Annotated in this window: 19 protein-coding genes; 8 read left to right on the forward strand and 11 right to left on the reverse strand. The window is 68.5% G+C overall.

The window, feature by feature from the left end; genetic code table 11:
* Positions 1-17: 17 nt before the first annotated feature.
* Entirely contained in the window at positions 18-380 is a 363-nt protein-coding gene (locus tag OZ671_RS00690; RefSeq protein WP_038310515.1) for a hypothetical protein, read from the reverse strand.
* Between the two features lie 186 nt (positions 381-566).
* On the opposite strand from OZ671_RS00690, the gene alkB reads away from it, so the two are divergent.
* Complete coding sequence (alkB, locus tag OZ671_RS00695; protein WP_268859061.1) at positions 567-1,214, forward strand: DNA oxidative demethylase AlkB; 648 nt, start codon at positions 567-569, stop codon at positions 1,212-1,214.
* Positions 1,215-1,314: 100 nt separating this feature from the next.
* Positions 1,315-1,836, forward strand: coding sequence for a methylated-DNA--[protein]-cysteine S-methyltransferase (locus OZ671_RS00700; protein ID WP_268858912.1), 522 nt, complete (start codon positions 1,315-1,317; stop codon positions 1,834-1,836).
* A 57-nt stretch (positions 1,837-1,893) separates the two neighbouring features.
* On the opposite strand, the gene OZ671_RS00705 is transcribed toward OZ671_RS00700, so the two are convergent.
* The 3 genes from OZ671_RS00705 to argE form a co-directional block, all read right to left on the reverse strand.
* A complete protein-coding gene (locus OZ671_RS00705; protein WP_268858913.1) occupies positions 1,894-2,547 on the reverse strand; it encodes a glutathione S-transferase family protein in 654 nt (217 codons plus the stop codon).
* Between the two features lie 5 nt (positions 2,548-2,552).
* Entirely contained in the window at positions 2,553-4,253 is a 1,701-nt protein-coding gene (locus OZ671_RS00710; protein ID WP_268858914.1) for a SulP family inorganic anion transporter, read from the reverse strand.
* Between the two features lie 64 nt (positions 4,254-4,317).
* Positions 4,318-5,487 (reverse strand): acetylornithine deacetylase, encoded by a 1,170-nt coding sequence (gene argE, locus OZ671_RS00715; RefSeq protein WP_268858915.1) that lies wholly within the window; start codon positions 5,485-5,487, stop codon positions 4,318-4,320.
* A gap of 442 nt (positions 5,488-5,929) precedes the next feature.
* On the opposite strand from argE, the gene OZ671_RS00720 reads away from it, so the two are divergent.
* From OZ671_RS00720 to dmeF, 3 genes are all read left to right on the forward strand, one after another.
* A complete protein-coding gene (locus tag OZ671_RS00720; RefSeq protein ID WP_268858916.1) occupies positions 5,930-6,151 on the forward strand; it encodes a hypothetical protein in 222 nt (73 codons plus the stop codon).
* Between the two features lie 180 nt (positions 6,152-6,331).
* Positions 6,332-6,610, forward strand: coding sequence for a metal/formaldehyde-sensitive transcriptional repressor (locus tag OZ671_RS00725; RefSeq protein ID WP_268858917.1), 279 nt, complete (start codon positions 6,332-6,334; stop codon positions 6,608-6,610).
* A gap of 36 nt (positions 6,611-6,646) precedes the next feature.
* Positions 6,647-7,579: a CDF family Co(II)/Ni(II) efflux transporter DmeF gene (dmeF, locus tag OZ671_RS00730; protein ID WP_268858918.1), complete on the forward strand. Its 933-nt coding sequence runs from the start codon at positions 6,647-6,649 to the stop codon at positions 7,577-7,579.
* Positions 7,580-7,652: 73 nt separating this feature from the next.
* Here the strand turns inward: dmeF and OZ671_RS00735 are convergent, their stop codons facing one another.
* Together OZ671_RS00735 and OZ671_RS00740 are read right to left on the reverse strand one after the other, a co-directional pair.
* Complete coding sequence (locus OZ671_RS00735; protein ID WP_268858919.1) at positions 7,653-7,940, reverse strand: hypothetical protein; 288 nt, start codon at positions 7,938-7,940, stop codon at positions 7,653-7,655.
* 72 nt (positions 7,941-8,012) lie between these two features.
* Entirely contained in the window at positions 8,013-8,543 is a 531-nt protein-coding gene (locus OZ671_RS00740; protein WP_268858920.1) for a winged helix-turn-helix transcriptional regulator, read from the reverse strand.
* 67 nt (positions 8,544-8,610) lie between these two features.
* Between OZ671_RS00740 and OZ671_RS00745 the strand changes: the two genes are divergently transcribed.
* From OZ671_RS00745 to OZ671_RS00755, 3 genes are all read left to right on the forward strand, one after another.
* Positions 8,611-9,066 carry a MaoC family dehydratase gene (locus OZ671_RS00745; protein ID WP_268858921.1) on the forward strand — a complete coding sequence of 152 codons (456 nt, stop codon included), beginning with the start codon at positions 8,611-8,613 and terminating at the stop codon, positions 9,064-9,066.
* Positions 9,067-9,176: 110 nt separating this feature from the next.
* Positions 9,177-9,527: a DMT family protein gene (locus tag OZ671_RS00750; protein WP_038310530.1), complete on the forward strand. Its 351-nt coding sequence runs from the start codon at positions 9,177-9,179 to the stop codon at positions 9,525-9,527.
* A gap of 293 nt (positions 9,528-9,820) precedes the next feature.
* A complete protein-coding gene (locus OZ671_RS00755; RefSeq protein ID WP_268858922.1) occupies positions 9,821-12,523 on the forward strand; it encodes an autotransporter family protein in 2,703 nt (900 codons plus the stop codon).
* 21 nt (positions 12,524-12,544) lie between these two features.
* On the opposite strand, the gene OZ671_RS00760 is transcribed toward OZ671_RS00755, so the two are convergent.
* From OZ671_RS00760 to OZ671_RS00780, 5 genes are all read right to left on the reverse strand, one after another.
* On the reverse strand, positions 12,545-13,096 hold the full coding sequence (locus OZ671_RS00760) for a type VI secretion system-associated protein TagO (RefSeq protein WP_268858923.1): 552 nt from the start codon (positions 13,094-13,096) through the stop codon (positions 12,545-12,547).
* Between the two features lie 157 nt (positions 13,097-13,253).
* Positions 13,254-14,549: a hemolysin family protein gene (locus OZ671_RS00765; RefSeq protein ID WP_268858924.1), complete on the reverse strand. Its 1,296-nt coding sequence runs from the start codon at positions 14,547-14,549 to the stop codon at positions 13,254-13,256.
* A 119-nt stretch (positions 14,550-14,668) separates the two neighbouring features.
* Positions 14,669-17,752, reverse strand: a complete 3,084-nt coding sequence (locus tag OZ671_RS00770; protein WP_268858925.1) for an efflux RND transporter permease subunit — start codon at positions 17,750-17,752, stop codon at positions 14,669-14,671.
* Positions 17,749-18,846, reverse strand: coding sequence for an efflux RND transporter periplasmic adaptor subunit (locus tag OZ671_RS00775; RefSeq protein ID WP_268858926.1), 1,098 nt, complete (start codon positions 18,844-18,846; stop codon positions 17,749-17,751). The genes OZ671_RS00770 and OZ671_RS00775 overlap by 4 nt, the downstream gene beginning before the upstream one ends.
* Positions 18,843-19,946 (reverse strand): efflux RND transporter periplasmic adaptor subunit, encoded by a 1,104-nt coding sequence (locus OZ671_RS00780; protein ID WP_268858927.1) that lies wholly within the window; start codon positions 19,944-19,946, stop codon positions 18,843-18,845. The genes OZ671_RS00775 and OZ671_RS00780 overlap by 4 nt, the downstream gene beginning before the upstream one ends.
* Between the last annotated feature and the right edge of the window lie 96 nt (positions 19,947-20,042).

Consider the following 20,042-nt stretch of genomic DNA (forward strand, 5'->3'; position numbering starts at 1 on the left):
GCCCCGGCGCGCTGCCGCTACTGCATCAGCGCCGGCGCGCCGGGCAGCGGGCGCAGGAACAGGTAATGCGCGATCAGGCGCTGGCCGATGGAATTGTCGACGAGGACCTGGCCCTCGTCCTTGAGTGGATCGAGCGCCGCCTCGCAGTCGACCGACCATTCGAACGGATATTCGAGGCCAAAGACCGTCATCACATGCGGCGGGAACGTCACCTTCAGGCGCAGGCGCACCTGCTTGGTCACCGCATCGATCTCATAGCTGCCGTCATAGCGGGCCGTGCCGCGATCGGCGCCGTAGACACGGCCGCCCTCGAACACGAACATGCCCATGCCGGCATCGCCGCCGGTCGTGAAATCGATGCCGTACATGCCTTCGCGCATGGCCCCTGCTGCCCTGTCGATCCATTATGCTGGGCGGGCTAGCCCCGGATTCGGACGGATTCGTGGAATCTCCTTGGGCCAATCGTGATGCAGGGCAGGGCTGCCGCGAATTTGGCGGCAAGAGACGGAGTGCGGCCCGGAGCCGATCGCTTAAGCGCGACGCTGGACATGCGAGGCAGGACCATGATGGACGATCTGTTCGGGGATCAGCCTGGTGACACCGGGCGGCGCGAGGAACTGGCGGCTGGCGCAGTCGTCCTGCGCGGGCGGGCGCTGCCGGCCGATGCGCTCCTGTCGGCGCTCGACGCCGTCGTCGCTGCCGCGCCGTTCCGCAACATGGTGACGCCGGGCGGCTTCACCATGTCGGTCGCCATGACCAATTGCGGCGCCGCTGGCTGGGTCACCGACCGGCGCGGCTACCGCTACGATGCCGTCGATCCGGAAAGCGGCCGGCCCTGGCCCGATATGCCCAAGCCCTTCCTGGAACTTGCCTGTGCCGCCGCGGCCGAGGCCGGCTATCCGGACTTCGTGCCGGATGCCTGCCTGATCAACCGCTATCAGCCCGGTGCGCGGCTGTCGCTCCACCAGGACCGCAACGAGCGCGACTACGATCAGCCGATCGTCTCGGTCTCGCTCGGCCTGCCCGCCATGTTCCAGTTCGGTGGCCTCGAGCGCAGCGATCCCGTCCGCAAGGTGCCGCTCCGCCACGGCGACGTGGTGGTCTGGGGCGGACCGTCACGCCTCTTCTATCACGGCATTCCCGTGCTCAAGGACGGCGAGCATCCGGCTGTCGGTCGCGTCAGGTTCAACCTCACCTTCCGCAAGGCGCTCTGACCGGAAAAGTGAATTTGACCGCAAGGATGGGAGCGCCTCCGGAGCCGGCCGAACCTATCCTTTCGCACCATCACGATGCGATGGCCGAAAGGACAGGACCATGACCGAGATCATCCGTTACGCGCTGGGCGAGAGCTCGCTCGGCACCTTCGTCGCCGCGACCTCCGCGCGCGGCCTCGTCGCCTTCGAATTCGTCGATACGGGGCCGGCGGCGGCGCTCGCGCTCGGGGCCCGGTTTGCCGGGGCCGCGCTGGTCGAGGACGCGGCCGGGCTCCGGCCCGTGCTGGACGCGCTCGCAGCGGTGATCGACAACCCGGCCACCGATCCTGGCCTGCCGCTCGATCCGCGCGGCACCGACTATCAGATCCGGGTCTGGGAGGCGCTGCGGTCGGTACCGGCCGGGCGGACGACGAGCTATGGCGAGATTGCCGCGCGGCTCGGCACGCCGCGCGAGGCCCGTGAGGTGGGCGAAGCCTGCGCGGCCAACACGATCGCCATCCTCATTCCCTGCCATCGGGTGGTGAAGAAGGACGGTTCCCTCTCGGGCTATCGCTGGGGCTTTCGCCGCAAGCGTCAGCTGATCGCCCGCGAACAGGCCGCGGCCGCCTTCCAGCTCGCCTGAGTCTGGGCGCCGGAAGGGCGACGGCGCGCGACGGCCGGTCCGCCGCCCTTGCCGGCTTCAGTCGTCGAGGCGTCCATGGAGGTCGCCGAAGGGGATCATGACGTGCCGGCGGTAGGCGGGACGCGCCTTGAGCCGCTCGTACCAGGCTTCCACGTGCGGCACGGACGGCCGCTCGATGTCGAGTTCGAAATAGCGGTAGAGCGTCGTGCCCGCGGGAATGTCCGCCAGGCCGAAATCGTCGCCCGCCAGAAAGGCGCGCTCCGCGAGCATGCGATCGAGCAGGCGGAAATAGCCGGAGCAGCGTTCGAGGCTGGCATGGATCGCGCCCCAGTTCCGCTCCGCGGCGGGCGTTCGGTAGTAGCCCCAGAAGACACCGCCGAGGAAGGCCGGCTGGAGCGCGGTCTGCGACCAGTCCATCCATTGGTCGGCGCGAGCGCGCTGCGCGGCATCGTCCGGCCAGAGCCGCTCGCCGCCGTGTTGCGCGGCGAGATAGCGCAGGATCGCGTGGGATTCCCAGACGACCGTTGTGCCGTCGCGCAGCACCGGCACGCGGCAGTGCGGGTTCATGGCGAGGAAGGCCGCATCGTCAAGGCCGCCGAAACGGCCGCCGGCATCGACATGGCGATGCGCGAGGGCGAGCTCCCCGACGAGCCACATCACCTTCTGCACATTGAACGAGCTGCGCCGCCCCCAGATCGTGATCGCCGTCATCCCCGTCACCCGGGCTGCGTTGCGCCGTGGCCGAGCGCGATCACCGCTTCCTCGACGCTGTGGAACAGCCGGCCCGGCCCGAGCGCGGCGAGAACCCCGAACCGTTCCAGCGCCCGCTCGGCGCGCACCGACTGCAGCCGGGCCACGGCAAAGTCCATGCCGGCGGCGCGGCAGGCGGCAATGGTCGCCTTCAGCGCGTTGGCGGCGGTGAAGTCGATATTGGCGATGCCGCCGGCCTCGAGCACCACCAGCGCCACCGGCCGCCCGGCTCCCGCGATCAGGCGCTCGACGCCCTGCGAAAAGGTGCGCGCGTTGGCGAACAGGAGCGGTGCCGAGAAGCCTGCGACCAGCACGCCGGGCTGCCGCTCACCCGTCTGCTGGCGATCCGGCGGCCACCAGACCGTGGTGCCGCCGATGCGATGGAATTCGACCGGCCGCGTCTCGGTGGTCATCCAGACGCCGTGCAGCAGCGACAGTCCGATGCCGATGGCGACGCCGGTCTGGATCGGCAGCATGACGATGGCGGCGGCGGTGAGGGCGATCAGCGCGAACTCGGCCGGAGCCTCGCGGGCGACCGTCACCATGGTGCCGGCACGGAAGATCCGCTGGGCGACGAACAGCAGCACGCCGGCGAGCGCGGCCTCCGGCACGCTGGCGAGCAGGCTGCCGCCGAACAGGGCGAGGGCCAGCACGATGGCCGCGGCGACCAGCGGAGCGGCCTGTGTGGCGCCACCGGTTTCGGCGACGATGGCGGTGCGCGGCGGGCTGGCATTGACCGGCATGGTGCCGAGCGCGCCGGCGGCAAGGTTCGCCGCCCCCAGCCCGATGAAGTCGCGGTCGACATTGCCGGCCCGTCCGTCCGGGTCGGGGAACGAATGGCTTACTGTCGCCGTCTGCATCATGACCACCAGCGCGACGGTGAGTGCCAGCGGCAGGACCTCGCGCAGTTCCTCGAAGCCAGCCGATGGCATGACCGGAACCGGCAGGCCGCCGGGCAGGGCGCCGAGCACCGCGACGCCCCGCCGCTCCAGCCCGAAGGCCACGACGCACAAGGTCGCGAGCGCCACCGCAATGAGCGCGCCGGGGATCTGGCTGCTGATCCGCTCGCTGGCGACCATCAGTGCGAGCACGCTGCCGCCGATGGCGAGCGTCATCGGGTTGATCGCGTGGCGCGCCGCCCAGACGGCGGCGAGTTTGTCGAACATGTTGCCCGGTGCGCTCGGCACGCCGAGCAGCGCCGGCAACTGGGAGGCGACAATGTGGATCGCGATGCCCGCGAGAAAGCCGGTCAACACGGGCTCGGACAGAAGATCCGCGATCCAGCCGAGCCGCAGCGTGCCGCCGATGGCGAGCAGCACGCCGACCGCGAGCGCCAGGGTGACAGCCGCCGATGCGAGGCTGGCGGAGCCCGAAACGGCGATGGCGGCGAGAGCGCCGGCGAAGATCGGGGTGATCGTTGAATCGACCCCGACCGTCATGATCCGGCTGGCGCCGAAAAGCGCGAAGCCGATGGTGGCGGCGATGAAGGCGTAGAAGCCGACCTGTGGCTCGAAGCCGCCCAGTCTCGCCGTCGCCATCTGTTCGGGGATGGTGATGGCCGCGAGCGTCAGGCCGGCCAGGACGTCGCGGCGGAACCGGCCGAAGCGATCGGCGCGCGCGCGCGCCGGCCGCGCGGCGGGCGAAGGTTCGGAAGCCGCATCGTTCATCACGCTGTCCCCTGCGACCGGCGATGTCCTATCGACAGCCGTGACGCGGACGGCGTCAAGCCCGTCAGGCGCAGCAATCGGCGATCAGTCGGCCGAGGAAGCGCTCGCCGGCCTCGAATTCCGACACCTCGATATATTCGTCGGCCTGATGCGCCTGAGCGATATCGCCCGGGCCGCAGACCACCGTCGACCAGCCCGGCCGCTGGAACAGTCCCGCTTCCGTCCCGTAGGACACGACGTGGCTGCCATTGTCGCCGGTCAGCCGGCGGACCAGCCGTTCGGCGGCACCGTCGGTTTCCGGCTTCAGCCCCAGCACGATCGAGCGCGGCAGCACCTTCACGCCGGAATCCGGAGCGATGCGTTTCATGCCGGGTTCGATCTCCTCGCGGATGTAGCGCAGATAGCGGTCGCGATAGGCGGCGGGATCCTCGGTCGGAATGGCGCGGATATCGGTGACGAACGAACAGTTCGCGGCCACCACATTGGCGGCCGTGCCGCCGTGGATCACGCCGCAATGGAGCGTCGTATAGGGCGGGGCGAAGGGGTTGGCGGGATCGGCGCGGCGGGCGTTCTCGGCCATGGCGTCGGCGAGCCAGGTGACCAGCCGGGCGGCGACCATGACGGCGCTGACGCCCTGGTCGATGCGGCTCGAATGGACCGTGTGGCCGGTCACTTCCGTGTGGAACGACAGCGAGCCCTTGTGGCCGGTCACCACCTGCATGCGTGTCGGCTCGCCGACGATGACGGCCGATGGGGTCGGCACGGTCGCGATCATCGCCTCGACCATGTCGGGCGCGCCGAGGCAGCCGACCTCCTCGTCATAGGACATGGCGATGTGGATCGGCCTTGCCAGCCTGGCGCGCGTCATGGCGGGCACCGCGGCCAGCACCAGGGCATCGAAGCCCTTCATGTCGCAGGTGCCGCGTCCGTAGAGCCGGCCGCCGCGCTCGGCCACCGTCCATGGGTCGCTGGTCCAGGCCTGGCTTTCCACCGGGACGACGTCGGTATGGCCGGACAGGACGACGCCGCCGGGAACGTTCGGTCCGATCGTCGCGTAGAGATTGGCCTTGGTTCCGTCGGCATTCGGCACCAGCCGGCTCTCGACGCCATGGCTCGCCAGATAGTCCTTGATGAAGGCGATGCAGTCGAGATTGGAAACGCTCGACACTGTGGGAAAGCCGACCAGCCGATCGAGCATGGCACGGGCGGAGAGGGCGGTCGGAGCGTTGGACATCAGGGTATCCGGGCTGGGCGGGATCGGGGCGGGGCGCCGCCGCCACCGCCGGGCAAAGCCCATGTTCGGGAGCGATTGCGCGCCGGCCGGCACGGCGCCGGTCGGCCGCCGAACCTTGCCGCTTTTGGCCAGCCAAGGCGAGCCCGTTCGGCAGGCATCGGCGGGCCGAAACCGCCGCGATGGGCCGGGATGCGAGCTTGCCATGTTCCGGGCTCGGCCTGAATAGATCGGCATAACCGATTGAAACAGCGCTGCTTCACGCAGTCGGAGGAATCTGAATCGAAGCTTGAGCCAGCCGCCCGGGCGAATGCCTGCCCCGCTCGGCACGCAGACGGCCCGGCGGATGGCGCCACTCCGTCGCGGATCGCTCGATAGCCGGCGCTTGCGGAGCATTGCGCGATCGAACATAAAGAGAACATCGAGGCCGGCGCGCGAGAAGGCCATGGCGAAACTGTTTGGGCAAGGCGCTTCGGCTGATGGCGAGGCGGCAGCTGACGCTGAGGTCACCGCCATCATCGACGCTTTCGGAGGCGATGCGAAGGCGGCCCTGCGAGCCCTGATCGAGGAGCTGGCGATCCTGCGGCGGCAAGGCGGCCGTCGGCAGCCGTCGGGCAGTCTCCCCGGTACAGACCAGTGGCGCCACCGCCGGCGGCATCTGCAGTAAGCTGTTCGTGCGGCACCGGAGGCCGCACCTGCGTTGGGCCGCATCCGGCGGCCGGGCAGGGCACGCCGTTCATGGTGGTTGCGGCGTTCGACCTGTTGGGCAATGAGCCCAGTACTGACCGGTGGACTGGACGGTCTCCGTGAGATATAGGATACCCCCCTATATTATATGAGAGATCCGGTGAGCCATACCAGCAAGGACAAGGCCCGGCTGCTCGGTCGCGTCAGGCGCATTCGTGGTCAGGTCGAAGCTGTCGAGCGGGCGCTCGAGGCGGAAGCCGATTGCGCCGACATCCTCCAGCTCGTCGCCTCCATCAGAGGCGCCGTGAGCGGCCTCACAGCCGAACTCATCGAGGATCACATCCGCTTCCACGTCGTCGATCCCGCGCGCGAGCCGGATGCCGCCAAGGCTCGCGCCGCCGACGAGCTGATCGACGTGGTGAGAACCTATCTGCGCTGACATGCGCGCCGCTTTCTTGTGCCGGAGTCCTGCGTCATGAGCGACGAGCCTGTTCCGCCGGCGGCCCATCACCACGTTTTCCTGGGGCGAGACCACGCGCTCAACGAGCGGCGCACCTGGGCGGTCATCGTGCTGACGGCGACGACGATGATGGTGGAGATCGTCGCCGGCACGATCTATGGCTCCATGGCGCTCGTTGCGGATGGATGGCACATGTCGACCCATGCCGCCGCCCTGCTGATCAGCGCCGCGGCCTACGCCTATGCGCGCCGTCATGCCCACGATCCGCGCTTCACGTTCGGCACCGGCAAGCTGGGCGATCTCGGCGCCTTCGCCAGCGCCATCGTGCTCGCGCTGGTCGCCCTGCTGATTGCCTGGGAAAGCCTCGTGCGGCTCGCCAATCCGGTGCCGATCGGCTTCGTCCAGGCGCTCGCCGTTGCGGTCATCGGCCTCGCCGTCGATCTGGCCAGCGCCTGGCTGCTCGGCGGCCACAGGCATCACCACGATCATGACCATGGCCATGATCACGACGATCACGGCCATGGTCATGCGGACAACAATCTCCGTGCAGCCTATCTGCACGTCCTTGCGGACGCGCTGACCTCGGTTCTGGCGATCGCGGCGCTGCTCGCCGGCGCATTGTACGGCTGGCTTTGGCTCGACCCGCTGAGCGGGCTTGTCGGCGCCCTCGTCATCGCCCACTGGTCATATGGGCTGATGCGCGCGGCAGGGGGCGTGCTGGTCGACGCGGTTCCCGATCATGACGACCTGCCCGGCGAGATTCGCAGGGCGATCGTGCGTGACGGCGAACAGATCAGTGATCTGCATGTCTGGCAGGTCGGGCCGGGCCATCACGCCGCGACCATCGCGCTGGTCGCACAAGCGCCTCAGCCGCCCTCGGCGTACCGGGCGCGGCTTGCCCATCTCGCCGCGCTTTCGCATGTCACGATCGAGGTCGAGCCGGCCTGATCCGCGGCCAGCGCGCGCCGTCGCCCCGCCCGCGCCGAGCGAACGGCGCGAGTCCGTTTGGCCGATGCCGCGCTCACATGGCGCGGCGTTGACGACGGCGGCGGCGCCGGCGATGCGCTCGGCTCGGCGTGCCCGGCTGGTTCATGGCGCCTGCCCCGGAGCCCATCGATCCCGACCCGGCTCCCATGGAACCGGAGCCCGAACCCATGGAACCGGAGCCCGAACCCATGGAGCCGGATCCTGAGCCCATGGAGCCGGCCTGCATTTCGCGAGGCAGCGCCTGCACGGCATCGGCGGTGGCCGCAAGGCTCGCGGCGGAACCGAACAGGATGGTGGTCAGGAAGGTTCGGCGATGAAGCATGGACGTCCTCCTTGAAATCGCAGGCCCTCTGCAGGCCATGCTGGGAGGTATTCGTCGCGACCGCGTCCTTCGTTACAGGTCCCGCCCGCTGCCGCCGGGATCCCTTTCGTCGGCGCGGCGTCGACGGGCGAAGGCATAGCGCCGGCGCACGAGCGCATCGGCGGCCGGGCCTTCGTCGAAGATGAAGTCGGGTTCGTCGAGCCGGCGGCCGGTGCGGGCATCGACCATCACCGGATCGGCGGGCAGACCGGTCGCCGCGTCCACGACCTGGCTGGCAATGCCTTCCTCGGCGAAATGCCGGTTGCCCCAGGCGGTGAGGGCGATCAGGACGGGGCGGAAGTCGCGGCCCCGGTCGGTCAGCACATAGTCGTCGCGCGGCGGCCGCGTGCTGTAGCGCCGACGCGCGAGAAGCCCGGCCTCGACCAGCGCATTCAGGCGCCGGGTCAGCATGTTGGGCGCGATGCCAAGGCTTCGCTGGAACTGGTCGAAGCGCGTCAGCCCGTGAAAGGCGTCGCGCAGGATCATCATGCTCCACCATTCGCCCACCCGCTCCAGGCTGCGCGCGATGGGGCACATCGACCCTTCGTAGGACTTGCGTTGCATGGGCCGATCGTAGTCAGGTAACTATCATCATGCAAGTTACTGAAGCACATCCGAACCGAGGCTTTCCATGGGCGCCCTCTATCTCGACGATCTCGCCATCGGCCAGACCTTCACCAGCACCTCGCTGACGGTCGACGAGGCGGCGATCAAGGCCTTCGCCGGCCAGTACGATCCGCAGCCGTTCCACCTCGACGACGCAGCGGCCCGCGGCACGCTGTTCGGCGGGCTCGCCGCCAGCGGCTGGCACACCGCCGCCATGACCATGAGCCTGCTGGTGCCGAGCGCTCCGATCGCCGGCGGCATTATCGGCGGCGGCGGCGAGATCGCCTGGCCGCAGCCGACCCGTCCGGGCGATGTCCTGACCGTCGTCAGCGAGGTGCTGGAGGTGACGCCGTCGAAGTCGCGCCCTGACCGCGGCATGGTCGTCCTGCGCAGCCGCACCCTCAACCAGCGCGGAGAGGCGGTCCAGGTCATCACGATGAAACTGGTCGTGCCCCGCAGGCCGGTGGAAACGCCCGCCTGACGGCCGGCCGGCGGCAGCACGGAAAGGCTCGCATCGAATCGGACGAGCGTCACATTGTCGAGGCGGTGCGATCGCTATCGGTCGCGGCCACCAGATACTGCGAGAACCCCATGTCCGTCCGCGAGCTCATGCCCATCGGCCTCCTGGTCATTTCCAACGTGTTCATGACCTTCGCCTGGTACGGTCATCTGAAGTTCCAGAACCAGCCGCTCTTTGTGGTCATCGTGGCGAGCTGGGCGATCGCCTTCGTCGAATATTGCTTCGCGGTGCCGGCCAATCGTTTCGGTCACAGCGTCTACAGCGCGGCAGAGCTGAAGACCATGCAGGAGGTGATCACGCTCCTGGTCTTCTCGGTCTTTTCGGTCTTCTATCTCGGTGAAAGCATCACCCTGAACCATCTGGTCGGTTTTGCGCTGATCTGCGCCGGGGCCTTCTTCATTTTCAAGGGGCCGATCGGCTGAGCGCCAGTCCGGCAGGCGATCCGCGCTCGGGTTGGGGCAGTTTTGCCGCCCGTCGTCAATACAGTGATGCGCACGAGCGGGCGCGGTTCAATAGTACCGTACTGAAGTCATGCATAGTCCTGAATGTCCTTCCGAATTTTCAATCTCTGAGAGAGTTGACGTACACAAATTGTGTAGCAATTCTTATGATCTCTCTGATCGGAAAAGGTTGTGGTTGGTCATTTTTGATTACGTAACGTAATCGATGTCCGTGTCTCGACCGCGAAAGCGAATGATACATGAGGGGCAAGTGCATGATCCGGTTGCAGGCAAAAGCATCGCTGGCCGTCTCGCTCCTGTCGGGAGCGGCCCTGTTCCCGCCGGATCTTCGCTTGCCATCCTTCGTCGGCACCGCGCATGCGGCCTGCACGGACGCCGCGCCGGCAAGCGGCACGGTCGTCAACTGCACGGCACCTGGGGCGGATACGACCGGCGTGCGCGCGGCGGCCGGCAGTTCGGCGGTCAGCATCAATGTCGGCCCCGGCGGCGAGGTAACGGTGACGCGTGCGACCTCGCCGATCGCGCTCGGCGTCGGCGACGACAGCCGCATCGTCAACCAGGGAGCCGTTTCGCTCACAGGCGGCGGCGGCTCCGGCGGCAATCGCGGCGCCGGCCTGCTCGGCCTTGGCAACGGCAATACGCTGACCAATGTCGGCACCATCACGACGACGGGCGCCTACAACGACGGCATGGCCGCCAATGGCAGCAACAACACGCTGATCAATGACGGCACGATCACGACGAACAGCCCCAACGCCTATGGCATGAGCGCGGCCTGGGGCCAGACCAATGTCGGCCAGACCGGCAATACCCTGATCAACAACGGCGCGGTCACCGTCAACGGCAGCAATGCCCGGGCGATCTCCATCCTCGGTTCGAACGGGACAGTCATCAATACCGGCTCGCTGACGGGCACCGGCACGAGCGGCTCCGTCGTCTACATGCAGGGCAACAATGCCCAGCTGACCAATAGCGGCCTGATCCAGGCCAATGGCCTCAACACCGAGGCGGTCTTCTCCAACACGCTGAGCCCGAGCTTCACGGCGCGGATCGAAAACCTCGCCGGCGGCCGGATCGTCAGCCTGCAGAGCGACGCGCTGCGCACGCTCAACGGCATCACGACCATCGTCAATGCCGGGCTGATCCGCAGCGATGCCGGCGTCGCCCTGAATGGCGGCACCAGCGCGACGAGCACGATCAACGTCATCCTGCAGACCGGCTCCCAGGTCATCGGCGCGATGAATGGCGGCTTCGGGCGCAACCAGGTGCGGCTCGAAGGTTCGGGCCTCGTCGACAACGCCTTCACCCGCTTCCAGACGCTGACCATGGCAGGCACCGACTGGACCTGGGCCGGCACCGGCGATTTCGCCGACACGTTCATCACCAGCGGCACGCTGCGCCTGAAGCGCGACCTGACCGGCAATGTCTCGATCGCCGCCGGCACCACCTTGATGGCGGGGAACGGCGCCAATCCGTCGATCACCCCCTATGCCGGCGGCCCGGCCGTGACGGTGACCAATGCCGGCACGATCGACCTGACCAATGGCGGGGCAGGGGCCGCCAACAGCCTGACCATCGTCGGCAACTATGCCGGCAATGACGGGCGGCTCAATCTGCGCACCGTGCTCGGCGGCGATGGCTCGGCATCCGACAAGCTGGTGATTTCGGGTGGCATGGCGAGCGGTCATACGACCATCGGCATCACCAATCTGGGCGGCGCCGGCGCGCTGACCACCGCCGATGGCATCATGGTCGTTCAGGCCGTCAACGGCGCCAGCACCGCTTCCGGGGCGTTCACCCTGTCCGGACCGGTCGCGGCGGGTGCCTATGAATATTTCCTGTTCCACGGCGGCGTCGGGGCCGGCACCACGCAGAACTGGTATCTTCGCTCATCCATCGCGCCGCGGCCGATGGTCCCGCCCGGCGAGCCAGAGCCGCCGGCGCCGGAACCTGCACCCGGCACGCCGCCATTGCCGCCGCCTCCGCCGCCCGGGAGCGAGCCGATCCTGCTCTACCGGCCCGAAGTTCCGCTGCAGTCAGCCGTACCGCCCCTCGCCCTGCAGATGGGCCTCGCCGCGCTCGGCACTTTCCATGAGCGCCAGGGCGATCAGGCGATCCTGACCGGCCGCGGCCTGACACCAGGCATGTGGGGCCGCGTCTATGGCCAGCAACTGGGCCAGACCTGGCAGGGGGCGGTCTCGCCGTCCTTCACTGGCACCATCGCCGGCTTGCAGACGGGTTTCGACCTCTACGGCATCGAGCACGACAACGGCCATCGCGACCGGTTCGGCCTGTTCGCCGGCTATACCCGGTCCGACGGCCGGGTGCGCGGCTATGCGCTCGGCTTTCAGAATGCCACGACCGGCAGGCTCGGCCTGGATGGCTACAGCCTCGGCGCCTACTGGACCCATCTCGGGCCGACCAACTGGTATGTCGACAGCGTGGTGATGATGACCTGGCTCGACGGCAGGCCGGTATCGGACCGGGGCATCGGCGCCGACATTTCCGGGCGCCTGTTCACCGCCTCGCTCGAAGCCGGCTATCCGATCGCACTCGGCGCCGGCCTGACGCTGGAGCCCCAGGCGCAAATCATCTGGCAACACCTGGCGCTCGATCGCACCCACGATGCCTTCTCGACGATCAGTTTCGCCACGGGCTCGTCGTTCACCGGCCGCATCGGCGCAAGGCTCGCCGGCCAGCTGGACGCCGGCGGCATCCGCTGGCAGCCCTATCTGAAGATCAATGTCTGGCACGATTTCAACCGGACGGAGACCGTTCGCTTCGACGGCGATCCGATCGCCACCACCTTCGGCGGCGCGGCGCTCGAAGTGGGCGGCGGCGTCGTCGCCCGGATCACTGCCGCGGCCAGCCTCTACGCCGCGGCCGACTACACGACCGGCCTCGGCGCGGGACGCCATGCGGTGCGCGGCCGGCTCGGCCTGAGGTTCAACTGGTAGCGCCCGGCGAAGGCCGGGCGGTCAGCGCGGCGGGGCCGGCCAGTGACAGGCCTCGCCGAGATTGCGCCGGATCTCGGCGAAGCCGTCAAGGCGGAACAGGCCGTCGAAGCGCTGGTCGCGCACGCCTTCGACGCGGATGAACAGGCGCCCGCTGGTCGGCAGGGACCTGAGGAAACCGATCGGATTGTCGGTCAGGACGGCTTCCTGCGACGTATTGCCCACCGTCCATTGGCTTTCGGTTGCCGGCTGGGTGCCGATGCGTGTGATCACCTTCACGGTCCGGCCGACGGCGAGCAGTGAATCGCGGGCGACCTGCACGATGGTGCGGCCCTCGACGCAGCGCAGATGCAGCGCGATGCTGAGATCGGTCCAGGGGCCGAGAGGCTTCTGCACGACACGCACGACGCGGCTGTCGTCCACCGGCGAGATCTCGGTCTGGACCTCCCAGACGGGGACGGCGGCAGTCGCCGGACCGGCCGGGCGGGCGATCTGATCGAAACATTTGAGCCGGTCGGCATCCGCGGTGATCGCCGCGCACCGCCCGAGTCCGGCGCGCAGATCGTCCTGCGCCATGCCCGGCCCCATGGACCAGACGAGAACTCCGGCTGCCGCGATGATCCGCCACTGTGCCATCGCCGGAAACGTTAGGCTCTCGCCGGCCGACCGGCAAGCCCCGCGCCATGGACCCGCATGTCCGGCATGCGGTGCCGCGGCATCCGCCGACCTCCGGCTAGGACGAAAAGCCTTCGTTCGGCAGCCTGGTCGCCAGGATCTTGTCGATGCGCCGTCCGTCAAGATCGATCACCTCGAAACGGAAGCCGAGCGTCTCCACCACCTCGCCGGTCTCGGGCAGATGATGCATTTCGGCGATGACGAGGCCAGCCGCGGTTTCGTAGCTGCGCTTGCGCGGCAGGACGATACCGAGGCAGTCGGCCATTTCGTCGGCCGGCATGGAGCCGGCAATGAGCCAGGAGCCGTCGGCGCGCTCGACCGCTTCCGGCTCCTGGGCGTGCGGGTCGGACTGGAAGGCGCCGGCAATGGCATCGAGAATGTCGGCCGGCGCCACGACGCCTTCGAAATGGCCGTATTCGTCATGCACGAGGGCCATCGGCACGGGCGAATTGCGCAGGACCGCCAGCACGTCCAGCGCGTCGATCGTGTCGGGAATGACCGGCGCGGGCTGGATATGGGCCCGCAGGTCGAGCGGCTGGCCGGCCATGGCGGAACGCAGCAGGTCGCGGGTCTGGATGACGCCGATCATGTTGTCCGGATCGCCGTCGGCGACCGGCAGGCGCGCGCGCCGGGTCTCGATCAGCGCCTTGCGCACCACTTCCTCCGGATCGGCGAGATTGATCCGCTCGACATCGGTGCGTGGGGTCATGACGGCCCGCACGGCCCGGTCGCCGAGCCGGAGCACGCCGGAGATCATCGCGCGCTCGTCGGTTTCGATCACGCCGGCCGTTTCCGCTTCGGCGACGATGGTGCGGATCTCCTCCTGGGTCACCGCCTGCGTGGCTTCGGCGGAGCCGCCGAAGACGCGGAAGATGAACTTGGTCGAGGCATCGAGCAGCCACACCACCGGTCCGCCGATCCGCGAGACCCACACCATCAGCGGCGCGACGGTGCAGGCGAGCGATTCGGCATGGCGCAGCGCGAGATTTTTTGGAACGAGCTCGCCGATGACAACCGAAAGGTAGGTAATGACGGCGATGACCAGGCCATAGCCGAGCGGCTCGGCGATCCGCTGCGGGATGCCCGAGCCGGCAAGGCTGGTCGCCATCCGTTCGCCGAGCGCGGCGCCCGAGAAGGCGCCGGCCAGAATGCCGATCAGGGTGATGCCGATCTGGACGGTGGAGAGGAACCGCCCTGGGTCCTCCGCCAGGGCCAGCGCCGCGGCGGCGCCGCGCCGGCCGGCATCGGCCATGGTCTTCAGCCGGGCCTTGCGCGCCGAGACGATGGCGAGCTCCGAAAGGGAGAACACGCCGTTGAGTGCGATAAGGCCAATCGCAACGAGAAGTTCGATCACTGATCCAGAGGACCCGTTCGCGAACGGCGACCGGACCTATCCTTGGTTGTTGATGACGGGCGCGAAAATCGCACCCCGCAGGGCGTCCGTCAACGGCAGGGCTGTCAAGCCCGCTGCGCTCAGGCCGGTTCCGGGCCGCCGGTCTCTGCGGCATGAGCCGGCGCATCCGGCTCCTTGATGCGGAACCAGGCGACATAGAGGGCCGGGAGGAACAGCAGCGTCAGGACCGTGCCGACGATGATGCCGCCCATCATGGCATAGGCCATGGGTCCCCAGAACACCTCGCGCGCGATCGGGATCAGGGCGAGGCTCGCCGCCGCGGCGGTCAGCATGATCGGCCGCATGCGGTGTTCGGTGGCTTCCACCACCGCTTCCCAGGCCGGGCGGCCTTCGGCCCGCAATTCCTCGATCTGGACGATCAGGATCACCGAGTTGCGGATCAGGATGCCGATCAGCGCCAGGACGCCGAGGATCGCGACGAAACCGAGCGGCGCACCGCTCGGCAGCAGCGCTGCGACGACCCCGATCAGCGCGAGCGGCGCGACGGCGATCACCAGGAACAGCCGGCTGAAGCTCTGCAACTGGATCATCAGAATGGTCAGCATGATAAAGATCATCAGCGGCACGACGGCGGCGATCGGCTCCTGGCTTTCGGCGCTCGCCTCGACGGATCCGCCGACCACCACCCGGTAGCCGGCCGGCAGCCGGGCGCGAAAGGCCTCGACCGTGCGTTCGAGCTCCTTCACCACCGTGTCGGGCTGCGCGTCGCCGATGATGCCGGCTTTCACCGTGATCGTCGGCTGGCGCGCCCGCCGCCAGATGACCGGCTGTTCCAGCTCGTAGCGGAAGGTCGCGACCGCGGCGAGCGGCACCGACTGGCCGTTCGCGCCGGGCAGTTGCAGGTTCTGCAGCGTATCGATCGAGCCGCGCTCGTCGGCCTTGGCGCGGGACACGACGTCGATCAGATAGACGTCGTCGCGCACCTGGGTGATGGAGGTGCCGCGCACGACCCCCGAGAGCGCCGCCGAAATGTCCTGCGAGGTCACGCCGAGCTGGCGGGCGAGATCCTGCATCACTTCGACTTTCACGACCCGCGCGGGCTCGTTCCAGTCATAGGCGATGTCGCCCAGATGGCGGTTGGCGCCGATCAGTCCGGCGAGCCGCAGCGACAGCGTGCGCACCGTCTGCACGTCCGGGCCGCTCACCCGGTACTGGACCGGCCGGCCGACGGGCGGACCGATATCGAGCAGCTTCACGAAGGCATCGGTGCCGACGAAGGTCTTCTTCAGGTAGTCCTGCAGCTTGGCGCGCAGCCGGTCGCGCGCGGCAAGGCTCTTGGTGACGATGATCGTCTGGCCGAATGACGGGTCGGGCGGCTGGACGTCGAAGGAGAGCACGAAGCGCAGCGCGCCCTGGCCGATATAGCTCGACCAATGGTCGATGTCGGGATTGCCGGCCAGCATCTCCTGCTCGAACTTGGCGACCTGGGCCTCGGTATCGGCGATCGAGGCGTTTTGCGGCAGGTTCCAGTCGACGATCAGTTCGAGCCGGTCTGAGGCTGGGAAGAACTGCTGCTGCACGAAGCGCATGCCGAACACCGACAGCGCGAAGGCGAGCACCGTCACGACGATGGTCATCCAGTGGAAGCGCATGCAGACGGCGAGCATGCGGGCGAAGCCGGCGGCGAGCCAGCTCTTGCTGTCGTGATGCTTCTTCATGCTCGCCGGCAGGATCGTGACGCCGAGCAGCGGCGCGAACAGGACGGCGACGATCCAGGACACGACGAGCGAAACCGCGATCACCACGAACAGTGTGAAGGTGAATTCGCCGGCATTGGAATTGTTGAGCCCGATCGGAATGAAGCCTGCGACCGTCACCAGCGTGCCGGTGAGCATGGGAAAGGCGGTGGACGTGTAGACGTAGGTGGCCGCCTTGCGCAGGCTGTCGCCCAGCTCCAGCCTCGCCACCATCATTTCGACCGCGATCATGGCGTCGTCGACCAGCAGGCCGAGGGCGATGATCAGCGCGCCGAGCGAGATCCGCTGCAGCGAAATGCCGAGATAGGCCATGACCACGAAGGTGATGGCGAGGACGAGCGGGATCGACAGTGCCACCACCAGGCCGGCGCGCAGGCCGAGGCTGACGAAGCTCACCGCCAGCACGATGGCGACTGCCTCGAACAGGGCGCGGGTGAACCCCGAAACCGCTTCGTCCACCACTTTCGGCTGGTCGGAGACGAGGTGCACGCCAACGCCGATCGGCAGCTCGGCCTGGACGCGTTGCATTTCCGCCTCCAGCGCCTTGCCGAATTCGAGGAGATTGGAGCCGGGTTTCATGCCGATGGCGAGCGCGATCGCGGGCTTGCCGTCATAGCGGAACAGGGCGCTGGGCGGATCCTGGTAGCCGCGGCTGATGGTTGCGACATCGCTGAGCCGGAAGAAGCGGCCGTTCACCTGCAGGTTGATGGCGCGCAGGCTGTCCTCCGACGCGAACTGCCCGCTGACGCGGACGCTGACGCGCTCCGGGCCGGCCTGGACGACGCCGGACGGCGTGATGGCGTTCTGGGCCTGCAGGGTCGCAATGATCGCCTGCTGATCCAGCCCCAGCGCCGCGACCTGGCGCGTGGAGAATTCCAGATAGATGACCTCGTTCTGCGCGCCGACAATGTCGACGCGGCCGACATTGGGCACGGTCAGCACGGCGGTGCGCGCGCTTTCGACATAGTCGCGCAGCTGGCGTTGGGTCAGGCCGTCGGCGGTGAAGGCGTAGATATTGCCGTAGACGTCGCCGAAGCGGTCATTGAAGGCCGGACCGATCACGCCTTGCGGCAATTCGCCCCTGATGTCGCCGATCATGTTGCGCACGCGCAGCCAGATCGCGGGCACGTCGCGGCCCTTCGTCGTCGGCTTCAGCTGCACGAAGACCAGCGTCTGGCCTGGCGTGGTCATGGAGCGCGTATAGTCGAGGAATTCCAGCTCCTCGAGCTTCTTCTCGATCCGCTCGGTCACCTGCCGCGTCGTTTCCTCGGCCGAGGCGCCCGGCCACTGGGCCGAAATGGTCATGGTCTTGATGACGAAGGAGGGATCCTCCTCGCGGCCGAGATGGACATAGGAGTAGAGGCCGGCGGCCATGAACACCGCCATGAAGTACCAGACGAGCGAGGCGTGGTTCAGGGCCCAGTCGGAGAGATTGAACGGCTTCACGAGCGGGGCCCTTCCTCGACACGCACCTTCTGGCCGGCGGAGAGGCTGTTGACGCCGGCCGTCACCACACGTGCGCCGGCCTCCAGCCCGCCGGCGACGACGATCGTCTGGTCGGTCCGCTCGCCGAGCCAGACCTCTCTGAGCACCACCGTGCTGGTGGCCGGATCGACGACCCAGAGCAGGGTCTTGCCGTCGCGTTCGACGAGGGTCGACCGGGGCAGCTCGATGCGGGGCGGTGTGCGCGCCTTCAGCGTTGCCGTGATCGTCGCACCGAGTCGGAACGCCTCGGGCGCATCGCGCAGCGCGATCTTGACCCTGAGCGAGCGGGTCACCGGGTCGGCCTGGGGCGCAATCTCGCGGACCTCGCCCCGCACCTTCAGCGCCGGATTGACCTGCAGGACCACGTCGAACCGCGTGCCGACGGCAAGCTGGCCGCCGATGCCGTCGGGAACGTCGACAACGGCATCGCGCAGGTCGGGCCGGGCAATGCTGACCACCGTCATGCCCGGCGAGGCGACCTGGCCGACCTCCGCGCCGACCGCCGTGACCACCCCGTCGAATTCGGCCAGGATACGGGCATAGCCGAGCTGCTCCTGGGCCTTGGCGAGGCTCGCAGCGGCGCGGGCGGCGGAAGCCTGTGCCGCCTCGCGCGCCTGTTCGGCGGTCTCGAAGGTCGCTTCGGTCGCGGTGCGTGATTCCAGAAGCGCGCGCTGGCGTGTCTCGGTCGCCTGGGCGTTGACGAGCTGCGCCTGGGCGCTGACGAGATCGGCGCGCGCGGCGCGGACCGCCAGTTCGAGCTGGGTCGGATCGATCGCCGCCAGCAATTGGTTCTTGGCGATGAGATCACCGACCCGCACGTCGCGCGCGATGACCCGGCCGAGCACCCGGAAGCTCATGTCGGTGCGGATCTGCGGCTGGACCGTGCCGGCAACGCTGAGGCGCTGCTGGGGGCGCGGCTCGGCAATGACGGAGAGCACCGGCCGCACCGGTTGCGGCGGGGTGGCCTGCCGGTCGTTGCAGCCGGCGAGGGCGGCTGCTGCCACGATCAGGGCGGCAAGTGCCGTGTTCCGATGTCGGTCTGGCGCTCGGTTCATTGTCCCGCTCCGCTCGGGCTGTTTTCCGCTATCGCCACTGCTTCGTCCGGGCGCAGCAGCTTCAGCCCGTCGGTGACGACCAGGTCGCCCGCGCTGAGGCCGGAGGACAGGATCACCGTTCCGGTCTCGTAGGCGAGGACCGTGACCGGCCGCAGCGATGCGATGCGCGTCGCCGGGTCGACGACGAAGACCGCCGGCCTGCCGCCGTCGGAGGTCAGTGCGCCCCAGGGCAGGATGGCCGCGCGGCGCCCCTTGAGGCGGGCCGAGCCGACGACCGGCGCGCCCAGCGTCATCGCATCGGGCGTGTTGGCGACCGTCAGGATGACCCGCACCGTGCCCGTGCGCAGGTCGACCGTCGGCGAGATCTCGCGCACCGTGCCGGAGGCCCGGACGGTGGGATCACCGACCAGCGTGATGGTGATGTCGGCCGCTTCGGGCTGCCGGAAGAAGGCGGCCTGCTGGACCTGGAAAACCGCATCGCGTGGGCCGTCCTGGGCGAGCGTGAACATGGCCTGGGCCGCCTGCGCGATCTGGCCGATCTCGGCCATGCGTGCCGTGATGATGCCGTCGGCGCCGGCCTTGAGCGTCGTATAGGACAGGGCCTCCTCGGCCGTGCCGAGCTGCGCGCGCGCCGCATCGAGCGAGCCTTGCGCGGTGCGCAGCGCCGCCTCGGCCTGGTCGTGCTCACGGCGCGTGGTGAAGCCCTGGCCGAGCAGCGTCTTCTGTCGCTCGAAGGCCGAGCTCGCCTGGCGCACCTGGCCCTCCGCCGCCTTGACGCTGGCCTGCGCGGCCGCGAGATCGGCCTGCTGCTCGCTCGGGTCGAGGCGAGCCAGCACCTGGCCGGCCACGACATGGCTGCCGATATCAACCAGGCGTTCGGTGATCCGGCCGGAGACGCGGAACGACAGTTCCGCCTGGAAGCGCGCCTTGATCTCTCCGGTCAGGGCGACGGTCGGCGCATAGTCCATCAGCGCCACCGTCTGGATCTTGACCTGGGCCGCCGGCCTCGCGGGTTCAACCGCGCGGTCCTGGCACCCCGCGACGAGAGTCGCGGCGGCCAATATCAGGGCCGAACCTGCCGGGAACGCGCGCGCCCGCATGGCCATCCTCCTGGCTCCCCCCTGCGCCAGGGCAAGGGCCGGCGCCTCCGGTGTCGAGCGCGGGCCATGATGCCCGCGCGTGTCGTGATGCGGAAG

The sequence above is a fragment of the Phreatobacter sp. AB_2022a genome (assembly GCF_026847585.1).
Classification (GTDB): Bacteria; Pseudomonadota; Alphaproteobacteria; order Rhizobiales; family Phreatobacteraceae; genus Phreatobacter.